This is a genomic window from Sphingomonas sp. Marseille-Q8236 (genome assembly GCF_965112005.1).
In genome coordinates, this window is sequence record NZ_CBCOPO010000002.1 from 79,901 (window position 1) to 96,439 (window position 16,539).

19 protein-coding genes and 1 tRNA gene are annotated in these 16,539 nt (G+C 65.8%); 5 read left to right on the plus strand and 15 right to left on the minus strand.

The window, feature by feature from the left end:
• Positions 1 to 10: 10 nt before the first annotated feature.
• The 4 genes from ACWPWT_RS12785 to ACWPWT_RS12800 all read right to left on the minus strand — a co-directional run bounded on the left by ACWPWT_RS12785 (position 11) and on the right by ACWPWT_RS12800 (position 2,585).
• The gene (locus ACWPWT_RS12785; protein WP_454279992.1) at positions 11 to 124 is read right to left on the minus strand and encodes a helix-turn-helix domain-containing protein; all 114 of its coding nucleotides are present in this window, start codon (positions 122 to 124) and stop codon (positions 11 to 13) included.
• A 610-nt stretch (positions 125 to 734) separates the two neighbouring features.
• Complete coding sequence (locus ACWPWT_RS12790; RefSeq protein ID WP_454279993.1) at positions 735 to 917, minus strand: DUF6538 domain-containing protein; 183 nt, start codon at positions 915 to 917, stop codon at positions 735 to 737.
• A gap of 93 nt (positions 918 to 1,010) precedes the next feature.
• Positions 1,011 to 1,086 (minus strand) — tRNA-Glu (locus ACWPWT_RS12795).
• A 125-nt stretch (positions 1,087 to 1,211) separates the two neighbouring features.
• Positions 1,212 to 2,585, minus strand: a complete 1,374-nt coding sequence (locus ACWPWT_RS12800; RefSeq protein ID WP_261270171.1) for a class II 3-deoxy-7-phosphoheptulonate synthase — start codon at positions 2,583 to 2,585, stop codon at positions 1,212 to 1,214.
• Between the two features lie 196 nt (positions 2,586 to 2,781).
• On the opposite strand from ACWPWT_RS12800, the gene ACWPWT_RS12805 reads away from it, so the two are divergent.
• Together ACWPWT_RS12805 and ACWPWT_RS12810 are read left to right on the plus strand one after the other, a co-directional pair.
• Positions 2,782 to 3,813, plus strand: a complete 1,032-nt coding sequence (locus tag ACWPWT_RS12805; protein ID WP_454279994.1) for a M48 family metalloprotease — start codon at positions 2,782 to 2,784, stop codon at positions 3,811 to 3,813.
• Between the two features lie 54 nt (positions 3,814 to 3,867).
• Entirely contained in the window at positions 3,868 to 4,182 is a 315-nt protein-coding gene (locus ACWPWT_RS12810) for a hypothetical protein (protein ID WP_454279995.1), read from the plus strand.
• A gap of 27 nt (positions 4,183 to 4,209) precedes the next feature.
• Here ACWPWT_RS12810 and cysS read toward each other — a convergent pair whose 3' ends face one another.
• On the minus strand, positions 4,210 to 5,664 hold the full coding sequence (cysS, locus tag ACWPWT_RS12815) for a cysteine--tRNA ligase (protein ID WP_454279996.1): 1,455 nt from the start codon (positions 5,662 to 5,664) through the stop codon (positions 4,210 to 4,212).
• A 374-nt stretch (positions 5,665 to 6,038) separates the two neighbouring features.
• Here cysS and rpsU point away from each other — a divergent pair, with 374 nt between their 5' ends.
• Together rpsU and ACWPWT_RS12825 are read left to right on the plus strand one after the other, a co-directional pair.
• Positions 6,039 to 6,245 (plus strand): 30S ribosomal protein S21, encoded by a 207-nt coding sequence (rpsU, locus tag ACWPWT_RS12820; protein ID WP_007404630.1) that lies wholly within the window; start codon positions 6,039 to 6,041, stop codon positions 6,243 to 6,245.
• Between the two features lie 161 nt (positions 6,246 to 6,406).
• Positions 6,407 to 6,976, plus strand: coding sequence for an FKBP-type peptidyl-prolyl cis-trans isomerase (locus tag ACWPWT_RS12825; protein WP_454279997.1), 570 nt, complete (start codon positions 6,407 to 6,409; stop codon positions 6,974 to 6,976).
• Between the two features lie 551 nt (positions 6,977 to 7,527).
• Here the strand turns inward: ACWPWT_RS12825 and ACWPWT_RS12830 are convergent.
• The 4 genes from ACWPWT_RS12830 to wecB all read right to left on the minus strand — a co-directional run bounded on the left by ACWPWT_RS12830 (position 7,528) and on the right by wecB (position 11,173).
• Positions 7,528 to 7,767 (minus strand): hypothetical protein, encoded by a 240-nt coding sequence (locus tag ACWPWT_RS12830; RefSeq protein WP_042490327.1) that lies wholly within the window; start codon positions 7,765 to 7,767, stop codon positions 7,528 to 7,530.
• A 195-nt stretch (positions 7,768 to 7,962) separates the two neighbouring features.
• Positions 7,963 to 8,721: a metallophosphoesterase family protein gene (locus ACWPWT_RS12835; RefSeq protein WP_454279998.1), complete on the minus strand. Its 759-nt coding sequence runs from the start codon at positions 8,719 to 8,721 to the stop codon at positions 7,963 to 7,965.
• Between the two features lie 72 nt (positions 8,722 to 8,793).
• Positions 8,794 to 10,062 carry a UDP-N-acetyl-D-mannosamine dehydrogenase gene (wecC, locus tag ACWPWT_RS12840; RefSeq protein WP_454279999.1) on the minus strand — a complete coding sequence of 423 codons (1,269 nt, stop codon included), beginning with the start codon at positions 10,060 to 10,062 and terminating at the stop codon, positions 8,794 to 8,796.
• Positions 10,046 to 11,173: a non-hydrolyzing UDP-N-acetylglucosamine 2-epimerase gene (wecB, locus tag ACWPWT_RS12845; protein WP_454280000.1), complete on the minus strand. Its 1,128-nt coding sequence runs from the start codon at positions 11,171 to 11,173 to the stop codon at positions 10,046 to 10,048. Before wecB ends, wecC begins: the two co-directional genes overlap by 17 nt.
• 113 nt (positions 11,174 to 11,286) lie before the next feature.
• Between wecB and galU the strand changes: the two genes are divergently transcribed.
• On the plus strand, positions 11,287 to 12,147 hold the full coding sequence (gene galU, locus ACWPWT_RS12850) for a UTP--glucose-1-phosphate uridylyltransferase GalU (RefSeq protein ID WP_267434124.1): 861 nt from the start codon (positions 11,287 to 11,289) through the stop codon (positions 12,145 to 12,147).
• Between the two features lie 123 nt (positions 12,148 to 12,270).
• On the opposite strand, the gene ACWPWT_RS12855 is transcribed toward galU, so the two are convergent.
• Genes ACWPWT_RS12855 through ACWPWT_RS12880 form a run of 6 tightly spaced genes read right to left on the minus strand, consistent with a single transcriptional unit; the run spans position 12,271 to position 16,525 of the window.
• A complete protein-coding gene (locus ACWPWT_RS12855) occupies positions 12,271 to 12,660 on the minus strand; it encodes a hypothetical protein (protein WP_454280001.1) in 390 nt (129 codons plus the stop codon).
• On the minus strand, positions 12,624 to 13,391 hold the full coding sequence (locus tag ACWPWT_RS12860; protein WP_454280965.1) for a HesA/MoeB/ThiF family protein: 768 nt from the start codon (positions 13,389 to 13,391) through the stop codon (positions 12,624 to 12,626). The genes ACWPWT_RS12855 and ACWPWT_RS12860 overlap by 37 nt, the downstream gene beginning before the upstream one ends.
• Positions 13,388 to 13,792 (minus strand): hypothetical protein, encoded by a 405-nt coding sequence (locus tag ACWPWT_RS12865; protein WP_454280002.1) that lies wholly within the window; start codon positions 13,790 to 13,792, stop codon positions 13,388 to 13,390. The genes ACWPWT_RS12860 and ACWPWT_RS12865 overlap by 4 nt, the downstream gene beginning before the upstream one ends.
• Positions 13,789 to 14,238, minus strand: a complete 450-nt coding sequence (dut, locus tag ACWPWT_RS12870; RefSeq protein WP_454280003.1) for a dUTP diphosphatase — start codon at positions 14,236 to 14,238, stop codon at positions 13,789 to 13,791. Before dut ends, ACWPWT_RS12865 begins: the two co-directional genes overlap by 4 nt.
• Entirely contained in the window at positions 14,235 to 15,422 is a 1,188-nt protein-coding gene (coaBC, locus tag ACWPWT_RS12875; RefSeq protein ID WP_454280004.1) for a bifunctional phosphopantothenoylcysteine decarboxylase/phosphopantothenate--cysteine ligase CoaBC, read from the minus strand. Before coaBC ends, dut begins: the two co-directional genes overlap by 4 nt.
• Positions 15,419 to 16,525 (minus strand): hypothetical protein, encoded by a 1,107-nt coding sequence (locus ACWPWT_RS12880; protein WP_454280005.1) that lies wholly within the window; start codon positions 16,523 to 16,525, stop codon positions 15,419 to 15,421. The genes coaBC and ACWPWT_RS12880 overlap by 4 nt, the downstream gene beginning before the upstream one ends.
• Positions 16,526 to 16,539 lie beyond the last annotated feature (14 nt).

Sequence of the window (16,539 nt, forward strand, 5' to 3'; positions counted from 1 at the left end):
GCGTCGCGAATCAGTTAGTGCCCATTTGGCGATAGGCGCGCGGCGATACGCTCGTATGGCGGGTAAAGAAGCGCGTGAAATAGGCCGGGTCGGAAAAGCCGATCGAATAGCCCACCTCCGCCACCGACAAATTGGTCTAGAGGGGCGCCCGCTTGGCATCGAGCATGGCGTGCTGGTCCAGCATCGCGGCGGGGGATAGAACCGCGATCCGGGCACAGGCGACACGCAGGCGGCTTTCGCTGGTCCTAGTGCGTCAGCATAGTCCGCGATGGGTTCGCGCAGCCGAAAACGCTCATCGATCCGCGCGCGGAGACGGGCAACGAGGGTGTGAGGATGGCGCGGCACAGACCGCGCGCCGCCCTGCATCGCGGCCAAGGCACACAGTGTCTCGACCAGGATTGTCAGCAGCACGGTATCCATCGCCGCGCCATGTCCCGGTGCGGACCACCTCAGCTCCCCGCATCATGGTCACAATCCCGGCGCGGATCGTCACCATGTTCGCCAGCTCCCACCATTGCTGACCGCCCGGTGGGCTAGGGGAACTGCATCCGGTCTGCGTTGGGTTCCACAATCCACAGTCCACACTCCAGCCGGGCAAGCAGCAGAGGTTCGATGCCATCGAGACCGCCGGCCTTCAATTCGGGGCTCTGAAAATAGGTAGAAATCAATTCGTCTGCACGATCGCGTGCGGACGGGCAGGGGCTGCCCGTCGCCTTCAGCCGAGTTTGCGCCTCTTAGAACCGTTGTTCGAGTGCGGCCTTGGCCTCGAGGAAGAGCATCGTTGCTTCGCTGCCATTCTTGGTGCCCAGCGATACCTTCCACAACACCCTGCCGTCGAATGCAGGGCGCAGCTTCTCGGGGATCTGTCGGCGCAGATAATAAATGCCGGTCGAAGGGTGTTTCCAGGGTGTCGCCATGAGAGCCATTTCAATGCTCGCTGTACCTGTGCGCTGTACCAGCGAGCGGCAAAAAATGGCTTAATCGCGCAATTCTGCGCTCTTGAGCGCAGATGGTGACCCCTACGGGACTCGAACCCGTGTTTTCGCCGTGAGAGGGCGACGTCCTAGACCGCTAGACGAAGGGGCCGTGTGCGGTGGAGGGGCGCTGTTAGCGGGGGTGCGAGGGGGCGTCAAGCCGGGACAGTGCCAAAATGTCAGGAATCGCAAAAAGGGCGGGGCGACGAACCGGTCGCCCCGCCCCTGGCATGTCGGTCAGGCTGCGGCCTTGCGGCGTTCGGCCATTTCCTCGTTGAGCATCTCGGCTAGCAGGAATGCCAGCTCCAGGCTCTGGCCCGCATTCAGGCGCGGGTCGCAATGGGTGTGGTAGCGGTCGGCGAGCGACTGTTCGGTCACGTCGATCGCGCCGCCGGTGCATTCGGTGACGTTCTGCCCGGTCATCTCCGCATGGATGCCGCCCGCATGCGTACCTTCGGCCCGGTGAACCGCGAAGAAGCCGCGCACTTCGGCAAGGATCCGGTCGAAGGGGCGCGTCTTGTAGCCGGTCGCCGCCTTGATCGTGTTGCCGTGCATCGGGTCGCACGACCAGACGACCGGATGGCCCTCGCGGGTGACGGCGCGGACCAGCTTGGGCAGATGCGCCTCGATCTTGTCATGGCCATAGCGGGTGATCAGCGTCATCCGCCCCGGCACCCGACCCGGATTGAGCGTGTCGAGCATCCGCAGCAGTGCCTCGGGCTCCAGGCTCGGGCCGCACTTCACGCCGATCGGATTGCCGATGCCGCGCAGGAACTCGACATGCGCCGAGCCCTCGAACCGGGTCCGGTCGCCGATCCACAGGAAATGCGCCGATGTGTCATACCAGTCGCCGGTCAGCGAATCCTGACGGGTCAGCGCCTGCTCGTAAGGAAGCAGCAGGGCCTCATGGCTGGTGTAGAAGCTGGTCTGCGCAAGCTGCGGGACCGAGGCGGGGTCGATGCCGCACGCCGCCATGAAGTCCAGCGCCTCACCGATCCGATCCGCAGTCTCGGCATATTTCTGCGCCCAAGGGCTGCGGCCCATGAAGTCATGGGTCCAGCGATGCACCTGATGCAGATTGGCATAGCCGCCCTGCGCGAAGGCGCGCAGCAGGTTGAGCGTCGCTGCCGACTGGGCATAGGAACGCAGCATCCGCTGGGGATCGGGAATACGGGCTTCGGCGGTGAAGGCGATGTCGTTGACATTGTCGCCGCGATAGCTGGGCAGCTCGACTCCGCCGATCACCTCGGTATCGGCCGAGCGCGGCTTGGCGAACTGGCCCGCCATGCGACCCAGCTTCACCACCGGCAGCTTGGAGGCGAAGGTCAGGACGACCGCCATCTGCAGGATGACGCGGAAGGTGTCGCGAATGTTGTTCGCGCTATGCTCGGCAAAGCTTTCCGCGCAGTCGCCGCCCTGGAGCAGGAAACCGCGGCCCGCCGCGACTTCGGCCAGTTCGCCGGTCAGGTTGCGCGCTTCGCCCGCAAAGACCAGCGGCGGATAGGTCGCCAGCGTCTTGGTCGCGGCGTCCAGCGCGTTCTGATCGGGGTAGCGGGGAAGCTGGCGGGCCTCGGCACTTGTCCAGCTATCAGGGGCCCATTTCGCGGCCATGGTCGTCCTGCTCTTTCGTCTTCTGGCTATCAATCCGATTGCCCATGCGCCGAATCCTGTCGATACGCAATGAAGTTGGCGTTTGGGCCCATCAAGTCGCGCCCTTTGTTGCGCATGATACGGCTTTGCGCCGAGCGGTTGGCGGTTGCGCCGACCGGTTTTGCGGATCGCGGGCGGAGCGGCTAGCAGAGGGGCGATGTCGCGTGTCTCCATCCTGTCGTCGGCGTTCGTCGCCCTGTCCGCATTTTTGCTGGCCGTGCCGCCCCAGGCGCCGGCCGCGATACCGGCCGTGGCGGAGCAGAGCGATGACCGCGCGCTGTTCGCGGCGATGCGCGAGGCCGACTTGCGGCTGGCGTCGATCGCTTGGCGGCTGGCGACGGCCAATGCCGCCTTGTGCCGCGACGTCGCGCCGACGCCGGGATTGGTCGTCCACGCCATCGACCAATATGACCCTGGCGTGCGCAAGCAACTGCCCGCCCTTTTCGGTTTCGAGGGGCCGGTCGCGGTCGAGGCCGTGGTGCCGGGAAGCGCCGCCGCCAAGGCCGGGGTGGAGGTCAATGATACGATCGAAGCGGTCGACGGCAAGCCCCTTACGGTCAGTCAGGCGGGCGCGAATCAGGCCAGCACCGCGACTCGCGACGCCGCCCAGCGACAGATCGCCGCCGAGCCCGCCGACCACCCGTTGCGCCTGACGCTGTTACGGCATGGCCAGCGCCGGGAGGTGACGATACCGGCCCAGCCGGGATGCCGCTCCCGCTTCGAGATGATGATGGGCCCCGGCCTGTCGGCGTCGGCGGATGGCGACATCGTCCAGATCGGATCGCGCTTTTTCGAGCGGTTCGACGATCGCATGATCGCGGTGGTGGTCGCTCATGAATTCTCGCACAATATTCTGCATCACCGCGATCGGCTGGACGCGGCGGGTGTGAAGCGGGGCCTATTGTCCGAATTCGGCCGCAATGGGCGGCTGTTCCGCCAGACCGAGACCGAGGCCGATCTGCTGGGCGTCATCCTGATGCGCAATGCCGGTTACGACCCGCAGGATGCGGTGCGCTTCTGGCGCGAGCATGGCGGCGAGGTCGATGGCGGGCTGTTCCGTAGCAGGACGCATCCCTCCTCCTCCGCCCGCGCCGACGCCGTGGCGGCGGAGATCGCAGCCATCCCGGCGGACGCGCCGACCCCCTATCGCCCGGCTTTGCTCGACCGAGCCGCCGCGCCGTTGCAGTAGAGCGTGGGGGTATAGGGATTGTCTCCGGCTCTGATGCACGGCAAGGGCGCGATCATGGATATTCCCGCACGCTATGCCGACTTCATCCAGTGGGTCGGAGACGGAACCGGCATGGCCGATAGCCTGCTGCACGTTCATGCGGGCATGGCGGTGCTGTTCCTGGCGCGAATCCTGACCCGCAAATCGCTGGCGACGCCGATCCCGCTGGCCTGCGTCGCGTTGGCGGAGGCGGCCAATGAGATACTCGACCGCCTGCATTACGGGTCGTGGCGCTGGACGGACACGCTGGGCGACATCGCCAACACCATGTTCTGGCCGACCGTGCTGTTCATCGGCCTGAGGATGCGGTCACCGCGCGGACGACGCTGATCGCGAAATAGCCGGGGGAGGGGGGGCTCACCCCTCCGACGGCGCGGGCTTCCAGTCCCAACCCAGCGGATCGCCGTCCATCACCTCGACCCCGGCGGCGAGCAGCGTGTCGCGAATCGTATCCGACCGGGCGAAATCCTTGTCCGCCCGCGCGGAGCGGCGATCGGCCAGATGCGATTCGATGGTCGCCTCGTCCAAGGTCGCATCCTTAGGGCGCATGCGCAGGTCGGCGCGGGTCAGCGTGGTCAGGGGCAGGCCGAGCGTCGCTTCGAAGTCGGCCAGCGCCGCCAGCCGTACACCCGGCGAGAGCTTCTTGTCGCTCAGCATTTCGTCCAGCACCGGCAGGGCGCGCGGCGTCGCCAGGTCGTCCGACAGCGCGGTGTCGAGTCGTTCGCGATAGGGGGTGGCGTCGCCCTTTTCGGGGGCATCGGCGCGGGCGCGCAGCCCCTCGACCGTCTGGACCAGTCGCTTCAGCCGTACCTGCGCGGCGGCCAGGCCGTCCCAGCCAAACTCCATTTCCGACCGATAATGGGCCTGAAGGCACATCAGGCGATAGGCGAGCGGGTGGAAACCGCGATCGATCAGCGTCTGGAGGGTCAGAAACTGGCCGGAGGATTTGGACATCTTGCCGGTCCGGTCGACCAGGAAGTTGTTGTGCATCCAGATGTTCGCGCCGGTCTCGGCCGAGCATTCATGCGCCTGGTTCTGCGCGATCTCATTGGGATGATGGATTTCGCGGTGATCGATGCCGCCGGTATGGATATCGAACTGCGCACCGAGATATTGTTTGCTCATCACCGAGCATTCCAGATGCCAGCCGGGTGCGCCGCGGCCCCACGGGCTGTCCCACTCCATCTGGCGATGTTCGCCCGGTGCGGAGGCGCGCCAGATGGCGAAGTCGGCAGGGTGCCGCTTGCCCGCGACCGGATCGATCCGGCTTTCGCCCTCGTCGTCCTGATGGCGCGCCAGGCGTCCATAATCGGGCACCGTCGTCACGTCGAAATACAGGCCGTCGGGGAGGCGGTAGCAGTGCTTGGCCTCGATCGCCTTGGCGAATTCGATCATCTGCGGAACATGGTCGGTCGCCAGCGGAAAGCGGGACGGGTCGGCAATGCCCAGATCCTTCAGATTCTGCTTGAACGCCCGGGTATAATGGTCCGCGATCGCCCAGATGTCCTGGCCGCTCTTTTTCGCGGCAGCCTCCATCTTGTCGTCGCCCGCATCCGCGTCGGAGGTCAGATGCCCGACATCGGTGATGTTGATGACATGGGTCAGCGGCCAGCCCTTCCACCGCAGCACGCGCGACAGCGTGTCGGTGAAGACATAGGCACGCAAATTGCCGATATGCGCATAATTATAGACGGTCGGACCGCAGGAATAGACGCGGACATTCGCCGGATCGATCGGCCGGAACGTCTCCGTCGCGCGGGTCAGGCTGTTGTACAGGATCAGCGGGATCGTCGGGTTATGGGACGCGGTCATGCCCTGTGCCTTAGCCATGTCCGCTTCGCCCCGAAAGGGGGCCCCGGTCCGGTGGAAGCGGGACCGGGGCCGACGCGATGACAGGGGAGGCATCGCGTCTGTTTCGTTCCCAGGCCTGAAAGGCCCATGAACATGTCAGGGTGTCCGGCGTACGGGAGGTGGCCGGACGAGAGCATCCATAAGAGTCCCCGCATCACGGCAGCATGGCTGGGGCATGACATCGGCGTTCATTTCGTTGCACCGGGGTGCGGGGGGGGAGCGAATTGCGATCCAACGGGTTGTATTCAGCCGACCGCGCTGCTAGGAGCGCCCAACGATGCGGCCACAGTATTCTGCGGCCGCTTTATCCTGTTTTGCCGGAGCAATTCGTTTTTATGCAGATCATCGTTCGCGACAACAATGTGGATCAGGCCCTCCGCGCGCTCAAGAAGAAGCTGCAGCGTGAAGGCGTGTATCGCGAAATGAAGCTCCGTCGCCACTATGAAAAGCCGTCGGAAAAGCGCGCTCGTGAGCGTGCGGCCGCGGTGCGTCGCGCCCGCAAGCTGGAGCGCAAGCGCGCCGAGCGCGACGGCGCACGGTAATAGGCCGATCGGTCGAGCGCCCGTCCCGCTGCCGTCATCGGCAGGGGAATGGTGCCCGACCGGATGGTTGCCGATTCGTTCCGGCGGGTCGGCTTTCCGCGCTTTAGGGGCTTTCTCTTGATCGCTCCGACCAACGCCCACGCACAGAGCGAGAAGCTGGCATGTCCGTAACCGCTGTTCCCCTTCGTCCCGTCCGGCGTTCCTATCTGGCCTGGATATGGGTTGCGGTGGTCGCTGCGATCGTGCTGGCCGCGCTGCTTGCGCGGCAGGGCGATGCCGCGCTGTTGCGCGAGGCGCGCGGTTCGGGCGTTGTGACCACGGCGTCGGGTCTCCAATATAAGGTGATCCAGCCGGGTCAGGGCGGTGCCCATCCGACCGCAACCGATGTGGCGCTGGTCAACTATACCGGTCGTCTGATCGACGGCACCGTTTTCGACAAGTCGCAACAGCCTGCTCCGATGCCGCTGGCGGGTGTTCTGCCCGGCTTCGCGGAAGCGCTGAAGCTGATGCCCAAGGGTGCGAAATATCGTTTCTGGCTGCCGCCGCAGATCGGCTATGGTGCCCAGGCGAACGATAAGATCCCGGCCAATTCGACTTTGGTGTTCGATGTCGAGCTGCTCGACTTCATTCCCGAGTCGGTGCTTCGGCAGATGCAGGCGCAGCAGTCGATGATGGGCGGAATGCCCGGTGGGGCCCCCGGCGGCGTTCCCGGCGCGCCGTCACCCCGCTGATCGATAGGCTCCGTCTAGGGGCCTGACAGACCGAAATGCGATCGCCGGAGTCCTCACCAGGACTTCGGCGATTTTTCGTTGAGAGCATGTCGCCGCGGAAGGCGGGGCTGTCACGGCGGGAGGGTCGATCGACATCGATGCCATTCCTACCGTCGCAGCAAGAGGCCTATCCCCGTCAGGAAGCCGTTTCGGTCGATAGATCGGACGGGCTTCCGATCTGGCTGAACCACTATGATCGCCCGACAGGCGGGTGTTTCGGGACAGGGCACTTTCATCCGGTGCCGCGTCGCTCGTTGGTCACGACGCCTCAGGACGCTTCTCCTGCGTACATCGTGCGATTATCTGTCCCTTAAGGGCAGGATTGAAGGCTGGCCTGTCGAACGTCGGATCGTACCCGGGGCGTGCGACCCTCCCCCACCTCTCCGTCGCCCACGGCCAGGCACGGAGTGCCGCGCCAAATGGAGCGCCCTTCTGCCTCGGGTCATCTTCTCAGGACAAAAAAATAGCGGCCCGAAGGCCGCTATTCCTTTCAGCCGTGAGGCTGGAGCAACTTAGTTGCTGTCGGCCGAATCGTCCGAATCGGCGACCACAACGATGCCCGCAACAACGGCAGCAGCTGCGAGAACCGCAACCAGGATGCCACCGCCGGCCAGGCCGTTCTTCTTGGCAGCCGGAGCCGAAGCGCGAACCGACTTCGAAACCGAGAGGCTGGCAGCCGGGTTCGCAGCCATCGCCGGAGCGACGGTCATCGAAACGGCGGCAGCGGCGACGAGAAACTTCCCAAGACGCATGTCGAACTCCCTTAAGATATGCCAGTGAGGCCATGGCACGGAGACCGGTACATGGCAACCCCACCAACGAGTATGGGACAGTTATGCTCCCACACTGGTGCGGCAATGCAACATTACTTCACCGCCGCGCGGCTATACTGTGCTTTGCCGGCAAACGGAATGCCCCGGCAATCGTTTCGGCCCGGTAAAGAGGCCTCAAGTAGAGAAAATAACCTGCTCGGTGCCTTCCAGCATCAGGGCGGTCAGCCGGTCGCTTTGATAGGCGCCGGTGTCTATCCCGATGCGGTGCGGCAGAATCTCTGCCGTATCAGCGACCGTGTGGCCGTGGACGACCATCTTCTCCATCGGTGCCCGATGATCGAGAAAGGGATCGCGTATCCAACGGGTCTCGGCCATCTTCTGCTCGGCGAAGGGGATGCCCGGACGGACACCGGCATGGACGAAGGCATAATCGCCCATGATCAGCATCTCCTTCAAATTCGACAGGAAATGCTGGTGGGCCGCGGGGACGATGGCGTTCAGCCGTTCATGGACCTCGGCATAGTCGAGCCGTTCATACTGCTCGGCCGTCACGCCATAGCTCATCATGGTTTCTCGCCCGCCGATCCGGCAGAACAGGCGAAGCGCCTTATCGTCGCCGTCGATCGCGCGAAGCAGGATTTCCTCGTGATTGCCCATCAGACAGTGAACATGCCGATCCGAGGCGGCAAGCCGGCTGATCCGCTCGACCACGCCCGCCGAATCGGGGCCTCGATCGATCAGGTCGCCCAGGAAGACGATGTGACGCTGCAACGGCACACGGCCGGCATGATCGGAATCGATCTGGTCGAGAATCCGGTCGAGCAGATCGAGGCGGCCATGAATGTCACCGACCGCATAGACCCGGACGCCCGGGGTCATGATCGGCACGAAATCGGGCGTGCGCTTTCGAAGATTCAATAACTTGGCAAGCATGGATGATCTGATGTCCGCAACAGGCGATTGTCCTTAGGCTCCCCCACCCCCCCATGCAATGCGAAGGCGTGCTCAGCCCTGATCGGGCCAAAGCCCCCGCGTATCCAGGACGATCTTGCCGCGCCGCTCCTCCAGCGGGATCGATCGAAACAGGTCGTGGTCGACCAGAACGACCATCGCCTCGCAAGTTTCCAGCGCGGTGTCGATGTCGATCAGGGAAGCGCCGGTCCCGTCAAAGGCGCGGGGAAGGCTGGTCGCATAGGGCTCGACAATGCAAAGTCTCTCGCCGAATCGCCGGGCGAGCGCCGCCGCGACCTTGAGCGCGGGGCTTTCACGAAAGTCGTCGATATTGGCCTTGAAGGCTAGGCCTAGGCAAGCGACCGGACGGTCGGGGGACTGCGCCTCGATCATCGCGGTGGCGCGGGCAATGACATGGTCGGTCTTGCCGTCATTCACCTCGCGCGCGGTCCGGATCAGCGGCGTGTTGGCGGGATCGGCCGCAACCAGGAACCAGGGATCGACCGCGATGCAATGGCCGCCGACGCCGGGACCCGGCGACAGGATGTTGACGCGCGGATGGCGGTTGGCCAGCCGGATCACCTCCCATACGTCGACGCCCAACGTGTCGGCGACCAGGCTCAGCTCATTGGCGAAGGCGATGTTGACGTCACGAAAGGCGTTCTCGGTCAGCTTGGTCATCTCCGCGGCCCGCGCGGTGGTGGTGACGCAGGCCCCGCGCACGAACCGGCGATAGAAGGTCAGCGCCTTGCGCGCGCATCGCGGCGTGATGCCGCCGATCACCCGGTCATTGTCGATCAATTCGACCAGAATTCGCCCGGGCAGAACGCGTTCGGGGCAATAGGCGATGGCGATGTCCGCCTGTTCGCCCGTTCGCGTCAGGCCCGGCATCTTCAGGTCGGGGCGTTCCCCGGCGATCAGGTCGCGCACCTGCTCGGTCGTACCGACCGGCGACGTCGATTCGAGGATCAGCGTATCCCCCGTCTTCAACACCGGTGCGACCGCGCGGGCGGCGTCGAGGACATAGGTGATGTCGGGCTGGCGTGCTTCGGTGAAGGGCGTAGGCACCGCGATCACGAACACATCGGCGGGCGCGACGGTCAGCGACGCCTTCAGGCTGCCCCGTGCCACCACGCCGGAAACGAGGCCGTCCAGATCGACCTCCTCGATATGCACGCGGCCCGAATTGATCGTCTCGACCACCGAGGGGGTGACGTCGACGCCCGTCACCATCGCACCCGTCCGGGCGATGACGGCAGCGGTGGGCAGGCCGATATAGCCCAACCCCATCACCGTGACCGAAAGCTCAGAGTCCAAGGGCATTGTTTATGATCCTGCTGATCCGGTCGGCGGTGTCACCGTTCCCGAATGGGTTATGGGCGCGCGCCATGGCGGCGTGACGCTCGGGGTCGTCGAGTAGGGCGAAGAGTTCGGCGGTGATCCGGCCCTCATCGGTCCCGACCAGCCGCGCGGTGCCTGCCGCCACGCCTTCGGGTCGCTCGGTCGTCTCGCGCATGACGAGCACCGGCTTGCCGAGGGCAGGAGCTTCCTCCTGCACACCGCCTGAATCGGTCAGGACGATGTACGCGGCGTCCAGGGCACGGACGAAATGCGGATAGTCCAGTGGTGCGATCCGCGCGATCGCGGGATGGTCGCCCAATATCTCGTCCATCACCTGCGCGACATTGGGGTTGGGATGCATGGGAAAGAGGATGCCTATGTCGGGCCGCTCGGCGATTCGCCGCAGCGCGCGTGCGATCGAGGCCATGCCGTCGCCGAAATTCTCGCGCCGATGGGTGGTGACCAGCACGATCCGCTTGCCCGCCATCCGCGCCAGCACCGGGTCAAGATCGGCCGCGAGCGAGGGATTGGCGGCGATCCGGTCGCGCGTCCAGTGCAGCGCGTCGATCACACTGTTGCCCGTCACATGGACATGGGCCGGATCGATCCCCTCCGCGCGCAACGCGGCGGCGGCGGTTTCGGTGGGGGCGAAGTGCAGCGCGGCGATAGGTGCCACGATCCGTCTGTTCACCTCCTCCGGCCAGGGCTGATAGATGTCGCCCGAGCGGAGCCCAGCCTCGACATGGGCGACCGGTATCTTGCGGTAATAGGCGGCCAGCGCGCCGGTCATGGCGGTGGCGGTGTCGCCCTGAACGACCACCATTGCGGGTCGCACCGCATCCATCACCTCGCCCAGACCGGTCAGCAGCCGCGCGGTCAGTCGGTCGAGCGACTGGCCCGGTTCCATCAGGTCCAGGTCATGGTCCGGGGTCAGCCCGGCAATGGCCAGCACCTGGTCCAGCATGCCGCGATGTTGCGCCGTCACGCAGGTTCTGACCGGTGCGCCTGTCGCAGCGAGAGCCCGGATCACCGGGAAAAGCTTGATCGCCTCGGGACGCGTTCCAAAGACGACGAGGATGGGTGCCGGGTTCATGGATCGCATTATTATCCTGTCGCTTTTAAGGACATCCTAACCGTATCGGCTCGTCGCGGCTCTATGTTGCGGCGCAAAATCGCGGTAAAGCCGGCCGTGTCCAGGGAGGTTTCATGACGATCAAGAAAGTGCGCAAGGCGGTATTTCCGGTGGCCGGTCTGGGAACGCGATTCCTGCCCGCGACCAAGTCGATGCCCAAGGAAATGCTGACCGTCGTCGACAAGCCGCTGATCCAGTACGCCGTCGAGGAAGCGCTGGAAGCGGGGATCGAGCAAATCATCTTCGTCACCGGTCGCGGCAAGGGCGCGCTGGAGGACCATTTCGACATTTCCTACGAACTCGAAGCCACGATGAAGGCGCGGGGCAAGAGCCTGGCCGTGATCGACGGCATTCGCCAGAAGCCGGGCAGCCCCGTCTATGTCCGCCAGCAGGAGCCGCTGGGCTTGGGCCATGCGGTGTGGTGCGCGCGCGAGATCGTCGGCGACGAGCCCTTTGCGGTGCTGTTGCCCGACGAACTGATGGTCGGCGGCTTCATGAAGCAGATGGTCGAGGCCTATGACAAGGTCGGCGGCAATGTGATCGGCGCGCTGGAAGTGCCCGATAGCGAAACCGACAAGTACGGCATCATCTCGCCCGGCAAGCAGGACGGCCGCCTGACCGAGGTGACCGCGCTGGTCGAAAAGCCCAAGGGCAAGGCGCCGTCGAACCTGATGATCCCCGGCCGCTATATCCTCCAGCCCGAGGTGATGCAGATCCTCGACGCGCAGGAACCGGGTGCGGGCGGCGAGATCCAGCTGACCGACGCGATGGCCAAGCTGATCGGCAACCAGCCTTTCCACGGCTTCACCTTCGACGGTCAGCGTTACGATTGCGGCGACAAGGCGGGTTGGCTGACCGCCAATCTGGCGCTGGGCGTCGCACGCGAGGACATCGGTCCCGCAGTGCGCGAATTCGCCAAGACACTGTTCGCCTGATCGGATTTCAGTGTTTGGAAAGGGGGGCGGGGCCGATAGGTCGCCGCCCCTTTTTCGTTGCGGTGGCTTTTCGCAAGCTCAGAGCTTCGCCGCCAGGCCTCAGCGATGGTGAAGAGGCAAGTCCTACCGCCGCTTGCCGCGCCGACCGAGCCAGCGGAAGGTCAGCAGGATCACGGTGGGCCACAACATCGTCGCCCACATGTCAGACCAGCTGGCCGCGAGGTTCCCCTCGTCCGTCGGGTAGAAGGGCTGGAGCAGGTCATAGGCTTCGTTCAGCGTCTCGATCGCCAATACGGTCAGCCAGCATCGCCAATGCCACGGGGCCCGACGCAGGACGAGCGCGGTGAGCACCAGGATCGCCATCCCGAAATGCGCATGCAGCGCCGAATCGGGCAGGCCGGTGATCTTACCGATCCAGCCCTTGTCTCCGGTCCAGTCGAGCCAGCCGGGGGGCGGAGACGGGGGCGGGGCGGCCTTCACTGCGACGCCGCGATGGCGTGGCGGCACCGGCATCCGGGGTCCTTGGGCAACGACAATGTCCGGAACCGCATGGTCAGCATGTCCGCGATCAGGATGCTGCCCGCGCTGTCGCGGCCAAAAGGTGCTACCGCGCGCAGCGTCTCCAGTGCGGCAAGGCTGCCCATCACCCCCGTCACCGGTCCCAGCACCCCGTCATCGGCACAGGTCAGCCCCGCCTGATCGGCCGTATCGCCGACGAAGCAGCGGTAACAGGGCTTGTCCGCCTCCCATCCGCGATAGACCGCCAATTGCCCCTCAAATTGTCCCACCGCCGCCGAGACGAGGGGGATGCGATTAGCCAGCGCCGCATCGGCCACCGCCAGCCGCGTCGCGAAATTGTCGCAGCCGTCCAGCACGACATCGGCACCGTCGATCAGCGCATCCACATTGTCCGCCGTCACCCGCGTGCGGTGGACGCTGACCGCGACATGCGGGTTCAGCCGCGCGACATGGGCGGCGGCGGCATCGACCTTGGGGGTGCCACGATCATCGGTGGCAAAGATGGTCTGGCGTTGCAGGTTGGACGGCTCGACCACATCGTCGTCGATCAGGATCAGCGATCCGATCCCGGCGGCGGCTAGATACTGGATGGCGGGCGATCCAATCCCGCCCGCGCCGATCACCGCGACCGTCGCCTGCTTCAACCGCATCTGGCCGCCGCCGCCGAATTCCCGCAACACGATATGACGGGCATAGCGGGCAAGTTCGTCGTCGGTCAGGATCATCCCGGCCATGTATAGGTGATGACCGTACGATACCAGCGATCGCCCGCCATCATCGTGCGGTGCGTCAGGTGGCGGATCATCCGCTGCGCCACGCCCGCGCTATATTGCTCGACCGTCGGGCAACCGATGGCGAGCGGCACCACGCTGTTCGCGATGCCATCCGGTCCGACCCTCACGGCAAGGGGGACCACCAGCACCATCTGTTCGTCCGTGGCCTTCGCTCGCGGGCACCGCCCGGAGGCGACTTCCTCGCGAACGAAGCGCACCAGTTCGGGCCCGGCGGGGGGCAGGGTGATCGCCGCGAGGGTCGACCAGTCGTGCGGCGGCTCGGCAGGCGTCGGCACGGGCGGCGTCGGTGCGGTGGCCTGCAACACGGCGGCGAGCAGCGACAGTGCGATCATCGCCCGGTCGATCCAAATCCCCCGGCACCCCGCTGAGTCTCCTCAAGCTCTTCGACCAGGGTCAGGGTCGTGCGTTGCACGGGGGCGGGAACGAGTTGCGCGATACGCTCGCCGCGTACCACCTCGAACGATTCGTCCCCCAGGTTGGCGAGGATCACCTTCACCTCGCCGCGATAATCCTCGTCGATCGTACCCGGCGTGTTGAGGCAGGTGATGCCGTTCTTCAGCGCCAGGCCGGATCGCGGGCGAACCTGCACTTCGTAACCCGGCGGGATGGCGATGGCGAAACCGGTCGCGACGGCAGCGCGCTTGCCGGGCAGCAGGGTCAGCGTCTCGGCCGCGACCACGTCCATGCCCGCCGCCCCGGACGTGGCATAAGCGGGAAGCGGAAGCCCTTCGCCATGGGGCAAGCGTTTGACGGCAATGGAGATTGGATCAAGCGTCATGGCCGTGCTTGTAGCGCATCGGCGATACGTTGTGCGAGCCCCTTGGCGACATCGTCCTTGCCCATCCGCTCCCAGCTTTCGACGCCATCGGCGGTGATCAGGTGAACGCGGTTGGCGTCGCCCCCGAACACATCGCCCGATACATCATTGGCGACGATCCAGTCTGCGCCCTTGCGTGCACGCTTGGCGACGGCATGGTCGATGACATTCTCGGTCTCCGCCGCGAAGCCGACGACCAGTGGGGGGCGGTTGGGGGAAGAAGCGACGGTGGCGAGAATGTCGGGATTTTCGACCAGGGTAAGTGCCGGCGCAGCGCCGCCATCTTTTTTCACCTTCTGCCCTGCCGCCTCGACTCGCCAGTCGGCGACGGCGGCGACCATCACGGCGGCATCGGCGGGCAGCGCGGCCTCGACCCCGGCCGCCATTTGCCGGGCGGTCTCGACATCGACTCGCGTCACGCCCGCCGGAGTCGCCAGCGCCACCGGCCCCGCCACCAGGGTCACCCGCGCGCCCAGCCGGGCCAGTGCCCCGGCGATCGCGAAACCCTGTCGGCCCGAGGAGCGGTTGGCGATGTAGCGGACCGGGTCGATCGGCTCATGCGTCGGCCCGGCGGTGACCAGGACATGCCGCCCGGTCAGCGGGCCGGGGGCGGGGGCGAGCGCGGCTTCGATCGCCGCCAGGATGGCGGGCGGCTCGGGCAGGCGGCCGGGGCCGAATTCGCCGCATGCCATCGCGCCTTCGTCGGGCGTCATCACCGCCACCCCGTCCGCCCGCAGCCGTGCCACGTTGCGCTGGGTCGCCGGATGAAGCCACATGCGGACGTTCATCGCGGGGGCGACCAGCACCGGCGTATCGGTGGCCAGCAACAGGGTCGTCGCCAGATCGTCCGCCGACCCGTTCGCCATCCGTGCCATCAGGTCGGCGGTGCCGGGCGACACCACGACCAGATCGGCTTCGCGGCTAAGCTGGATATGGCCCATCTCCGCCTCGTCCTTCAGATCCCACAGGGTGGTGAAGACCTGGTTTTCCGACAACGCAGCCAGCGTCATGGGGGTGACGAAGTGGCTGCCCCCCTCGGTCAGAACGCAGCGGACGCTGTGCCCCTTCTTGCGGAGCAGGCGGATCAGTTCGCAGCTTTTATAGGCGGCGATGCCGCCGCCGACGATCAACAGGATATGGCTCATCGCACGACTCGCGTCACGGTGATGCGCCGCCGGTCGCGTGCGGCGACGATCAGCTCGCGTACCGCATCGGGGGCGAAGACGACGCCCAGAAAGAACAACGGGGAAAGTCCCAGCATCATCGCCGGGGCTCCAGTCAGCAGCGCCGCCACTCCATAGGCCAGCATCGTCATGCCCGCCCGCCGCGCGAGCGCCTGCCGCCAATTCGCCCAGCCCAGCGCCGCCAGCGCGCTCAGAGGCACGACCAGCACCATCGGCAGGAAACCGACAGCGTTGATCGAGGCGAGACTCGCCACCCAGCTACCGGGCGCGAGCACGAAAAAGGGGGAGCCCATGGCGGGATCGGCGGCGCTGACCAGATCATTCAGCGCATGGGCATGGGCCGCCAATATCAGCAGCGCGATGGCGAGTGCGACTATCCAGCCGATCGCCTCCCGCCGCGCTTCGGCCTGCCACGCCAGCGCCAGCATGACCATGCCGTGAAGCAATGCCACCGGGCTGAGGATCATCGCCGCCAAACCCAGCGCGACGGCGCTGAGGCTTCCCTCGGGGCGGCGCTGCACCAGCGACAGGGCGATCAGCATCGCCGCCCACGCCTCCGGCACGGCCGCCATCGCCCGGTCGATCAGCGGATAGAGACCCGCCGCCAAAAGGATCGCCGCAAGGATCAGGGGACCGTGATGGCTGATGACCGGTGCGACCCGGCGCAGCCAGCTCGCCAGCACCGCCACGCCCAGCATCACCATCAGCCCCTGTCCCACCATTTCGGGCAGGGCCGCCAGCGTCACGGTCAGCGCGGGCAGGGGCACGGCGATGAGCGCAGGCCGCAATGCCCGGCCATTCTCACGCAAGGCGTCGATCGCGGCCGAATAAAAGGATTGCCCGTGCCGGACATGATCCAGCATGGCGCGCGACACGGGCGACAGATGGTCGCCCACCGGCTCGACCATGGCTTGCGTGCCGATCGCGATCGCCACGAACAGGATTAGCAGAGCGAGGATACCCGTCGCGGCCAATGGCGATACGGTCGACAGCCGCCCCGGCTGACCCAGCCAGAGCGGTCGCGTCGTACGGCGCGAGGGGGCGGAGGGCGCGCTGCCCGGCATCCTTACCCCCGCAT

Coding starts and splice junctions, on each gene's coding strand:
- ACWPWT_RS12790 (WP_454279993.1), bottom strand. CDS start 917: ATGGCGACACCCTGGAAACACCCTTCGACCGGCATTTATTATCTGCGC.
- ACWPWT_RS12800 (WP_261270171.1), bottom strand. CDS start 2,585: ATGGCCGCGAAATGGGCCCCTGATAGCTGGACAAGTGCCGAGGCCCGC.
- ACWPWT_RS12805 (WP_454279994.1), top strand. CDS start 2,782: ATGTCGCGTGTCTCCATCCTGTCGTCGGCGTTCGTCGCCCTGTCCGCA.
- ACWPWT_RS12810 (WP_454279995.1), top strand. CDS start 3,868: ATGGATATTCCCGCACGCTATGCCGACTTCATCCAGTGGGTCGGAGAC.
- cysS (WP_454279996.1), bottom strand. CDS start 5,664: ATGACCGCGTCCCATAACCCGACGATCCCGCTGATCCTGTACAACAGC.
- rpsU (WP_007404630.1), top strand. CDS start 6,039: ATGCAGATCATCGTTCGCGACAACAATGTGGATCAGGCCCTCCGCGCG.
- ACWPWT_RS12825 (WP_454279997.1), top strand. CDS start 6,407: ATGTCCGTAACCGCTGTTCCCCTTCGTCCCGTCCGGCGTTCCTATCTG.
- ACWPWT_RS12830 (WP_042490327.1), bottom strand. CDS start 7,767: ATGCGTCTTGGGAAGTTTCTCGTCGCCGCTGCCGCCGTTTCGATGACC.
- ACWPWT_RS12835 (WP_454279998.1), bottom strand. CDS start 8,721: ATGCTTGCCAAGTTATTGAATCTTCGAAAGCGCACGCCCGATTTCGTG.
- wecC (WP_454279999.1), bottom strand. CDS start 10,062: ATGCCCTTGGACTCTGAGCTTTCGGTCACGGTGATGGGGTTGGGCTAT.
- wecB (WP_454280000.1), bottom strand. CDS start 11,173: ATGAACCCGGCACCCATCCTCGTCGTCTTTGGAACGCGTCCCGAGGCG.
- galU (WP_267434124.1), top strand. CDS start 11,287: ATGACGATCAAGAAAGTGCGCAAGGCGGTATTTCCGGTGGCCGGTCTG.
- ACWPWT_RS12855 (WP_454280001.1), bottom strand. CDS start 12,660: ATGCCGGTGCCGCCACGCCATCGCGGCGTCGCAGTGAAGGCCGCCCCG.
- ACWPWT_RS12860 (WP_454280965.1), bottom strand. CDS start 13,391: ATGATCCTGACCGACGACGAACTTGCCCGCTATGCCCGTCATATCGTG.
- ACWPWT_RS12865 (WP_454280002.1), bottom strand. CDS start 13,792: ATGATCGCACTGTCGCTGCTCGCCGCCGTGTTGCAGGCCACCGCACCG.
- dut (WP_454280003.1), bottom strand. CDS start 14,238: ATGACGCTTGATCCAATCTCCATTGCCGTCAAACGCTTGCCCCATGGC.
- coaBC (WP_454280004.1), bottom strand. CDS start 15,422: ATGAGCCATATCCTGTTGATCGTCGGCGGCGGCATCGCCGCCTATAAA.
- ACWPWT_RS12880 (WP_454280005.1), bottom strand. CDS start 16,525: ATGCCGGGCAGCGCGCCCTCCGCCCCCTCGCGCCGTACGACGCGACCG.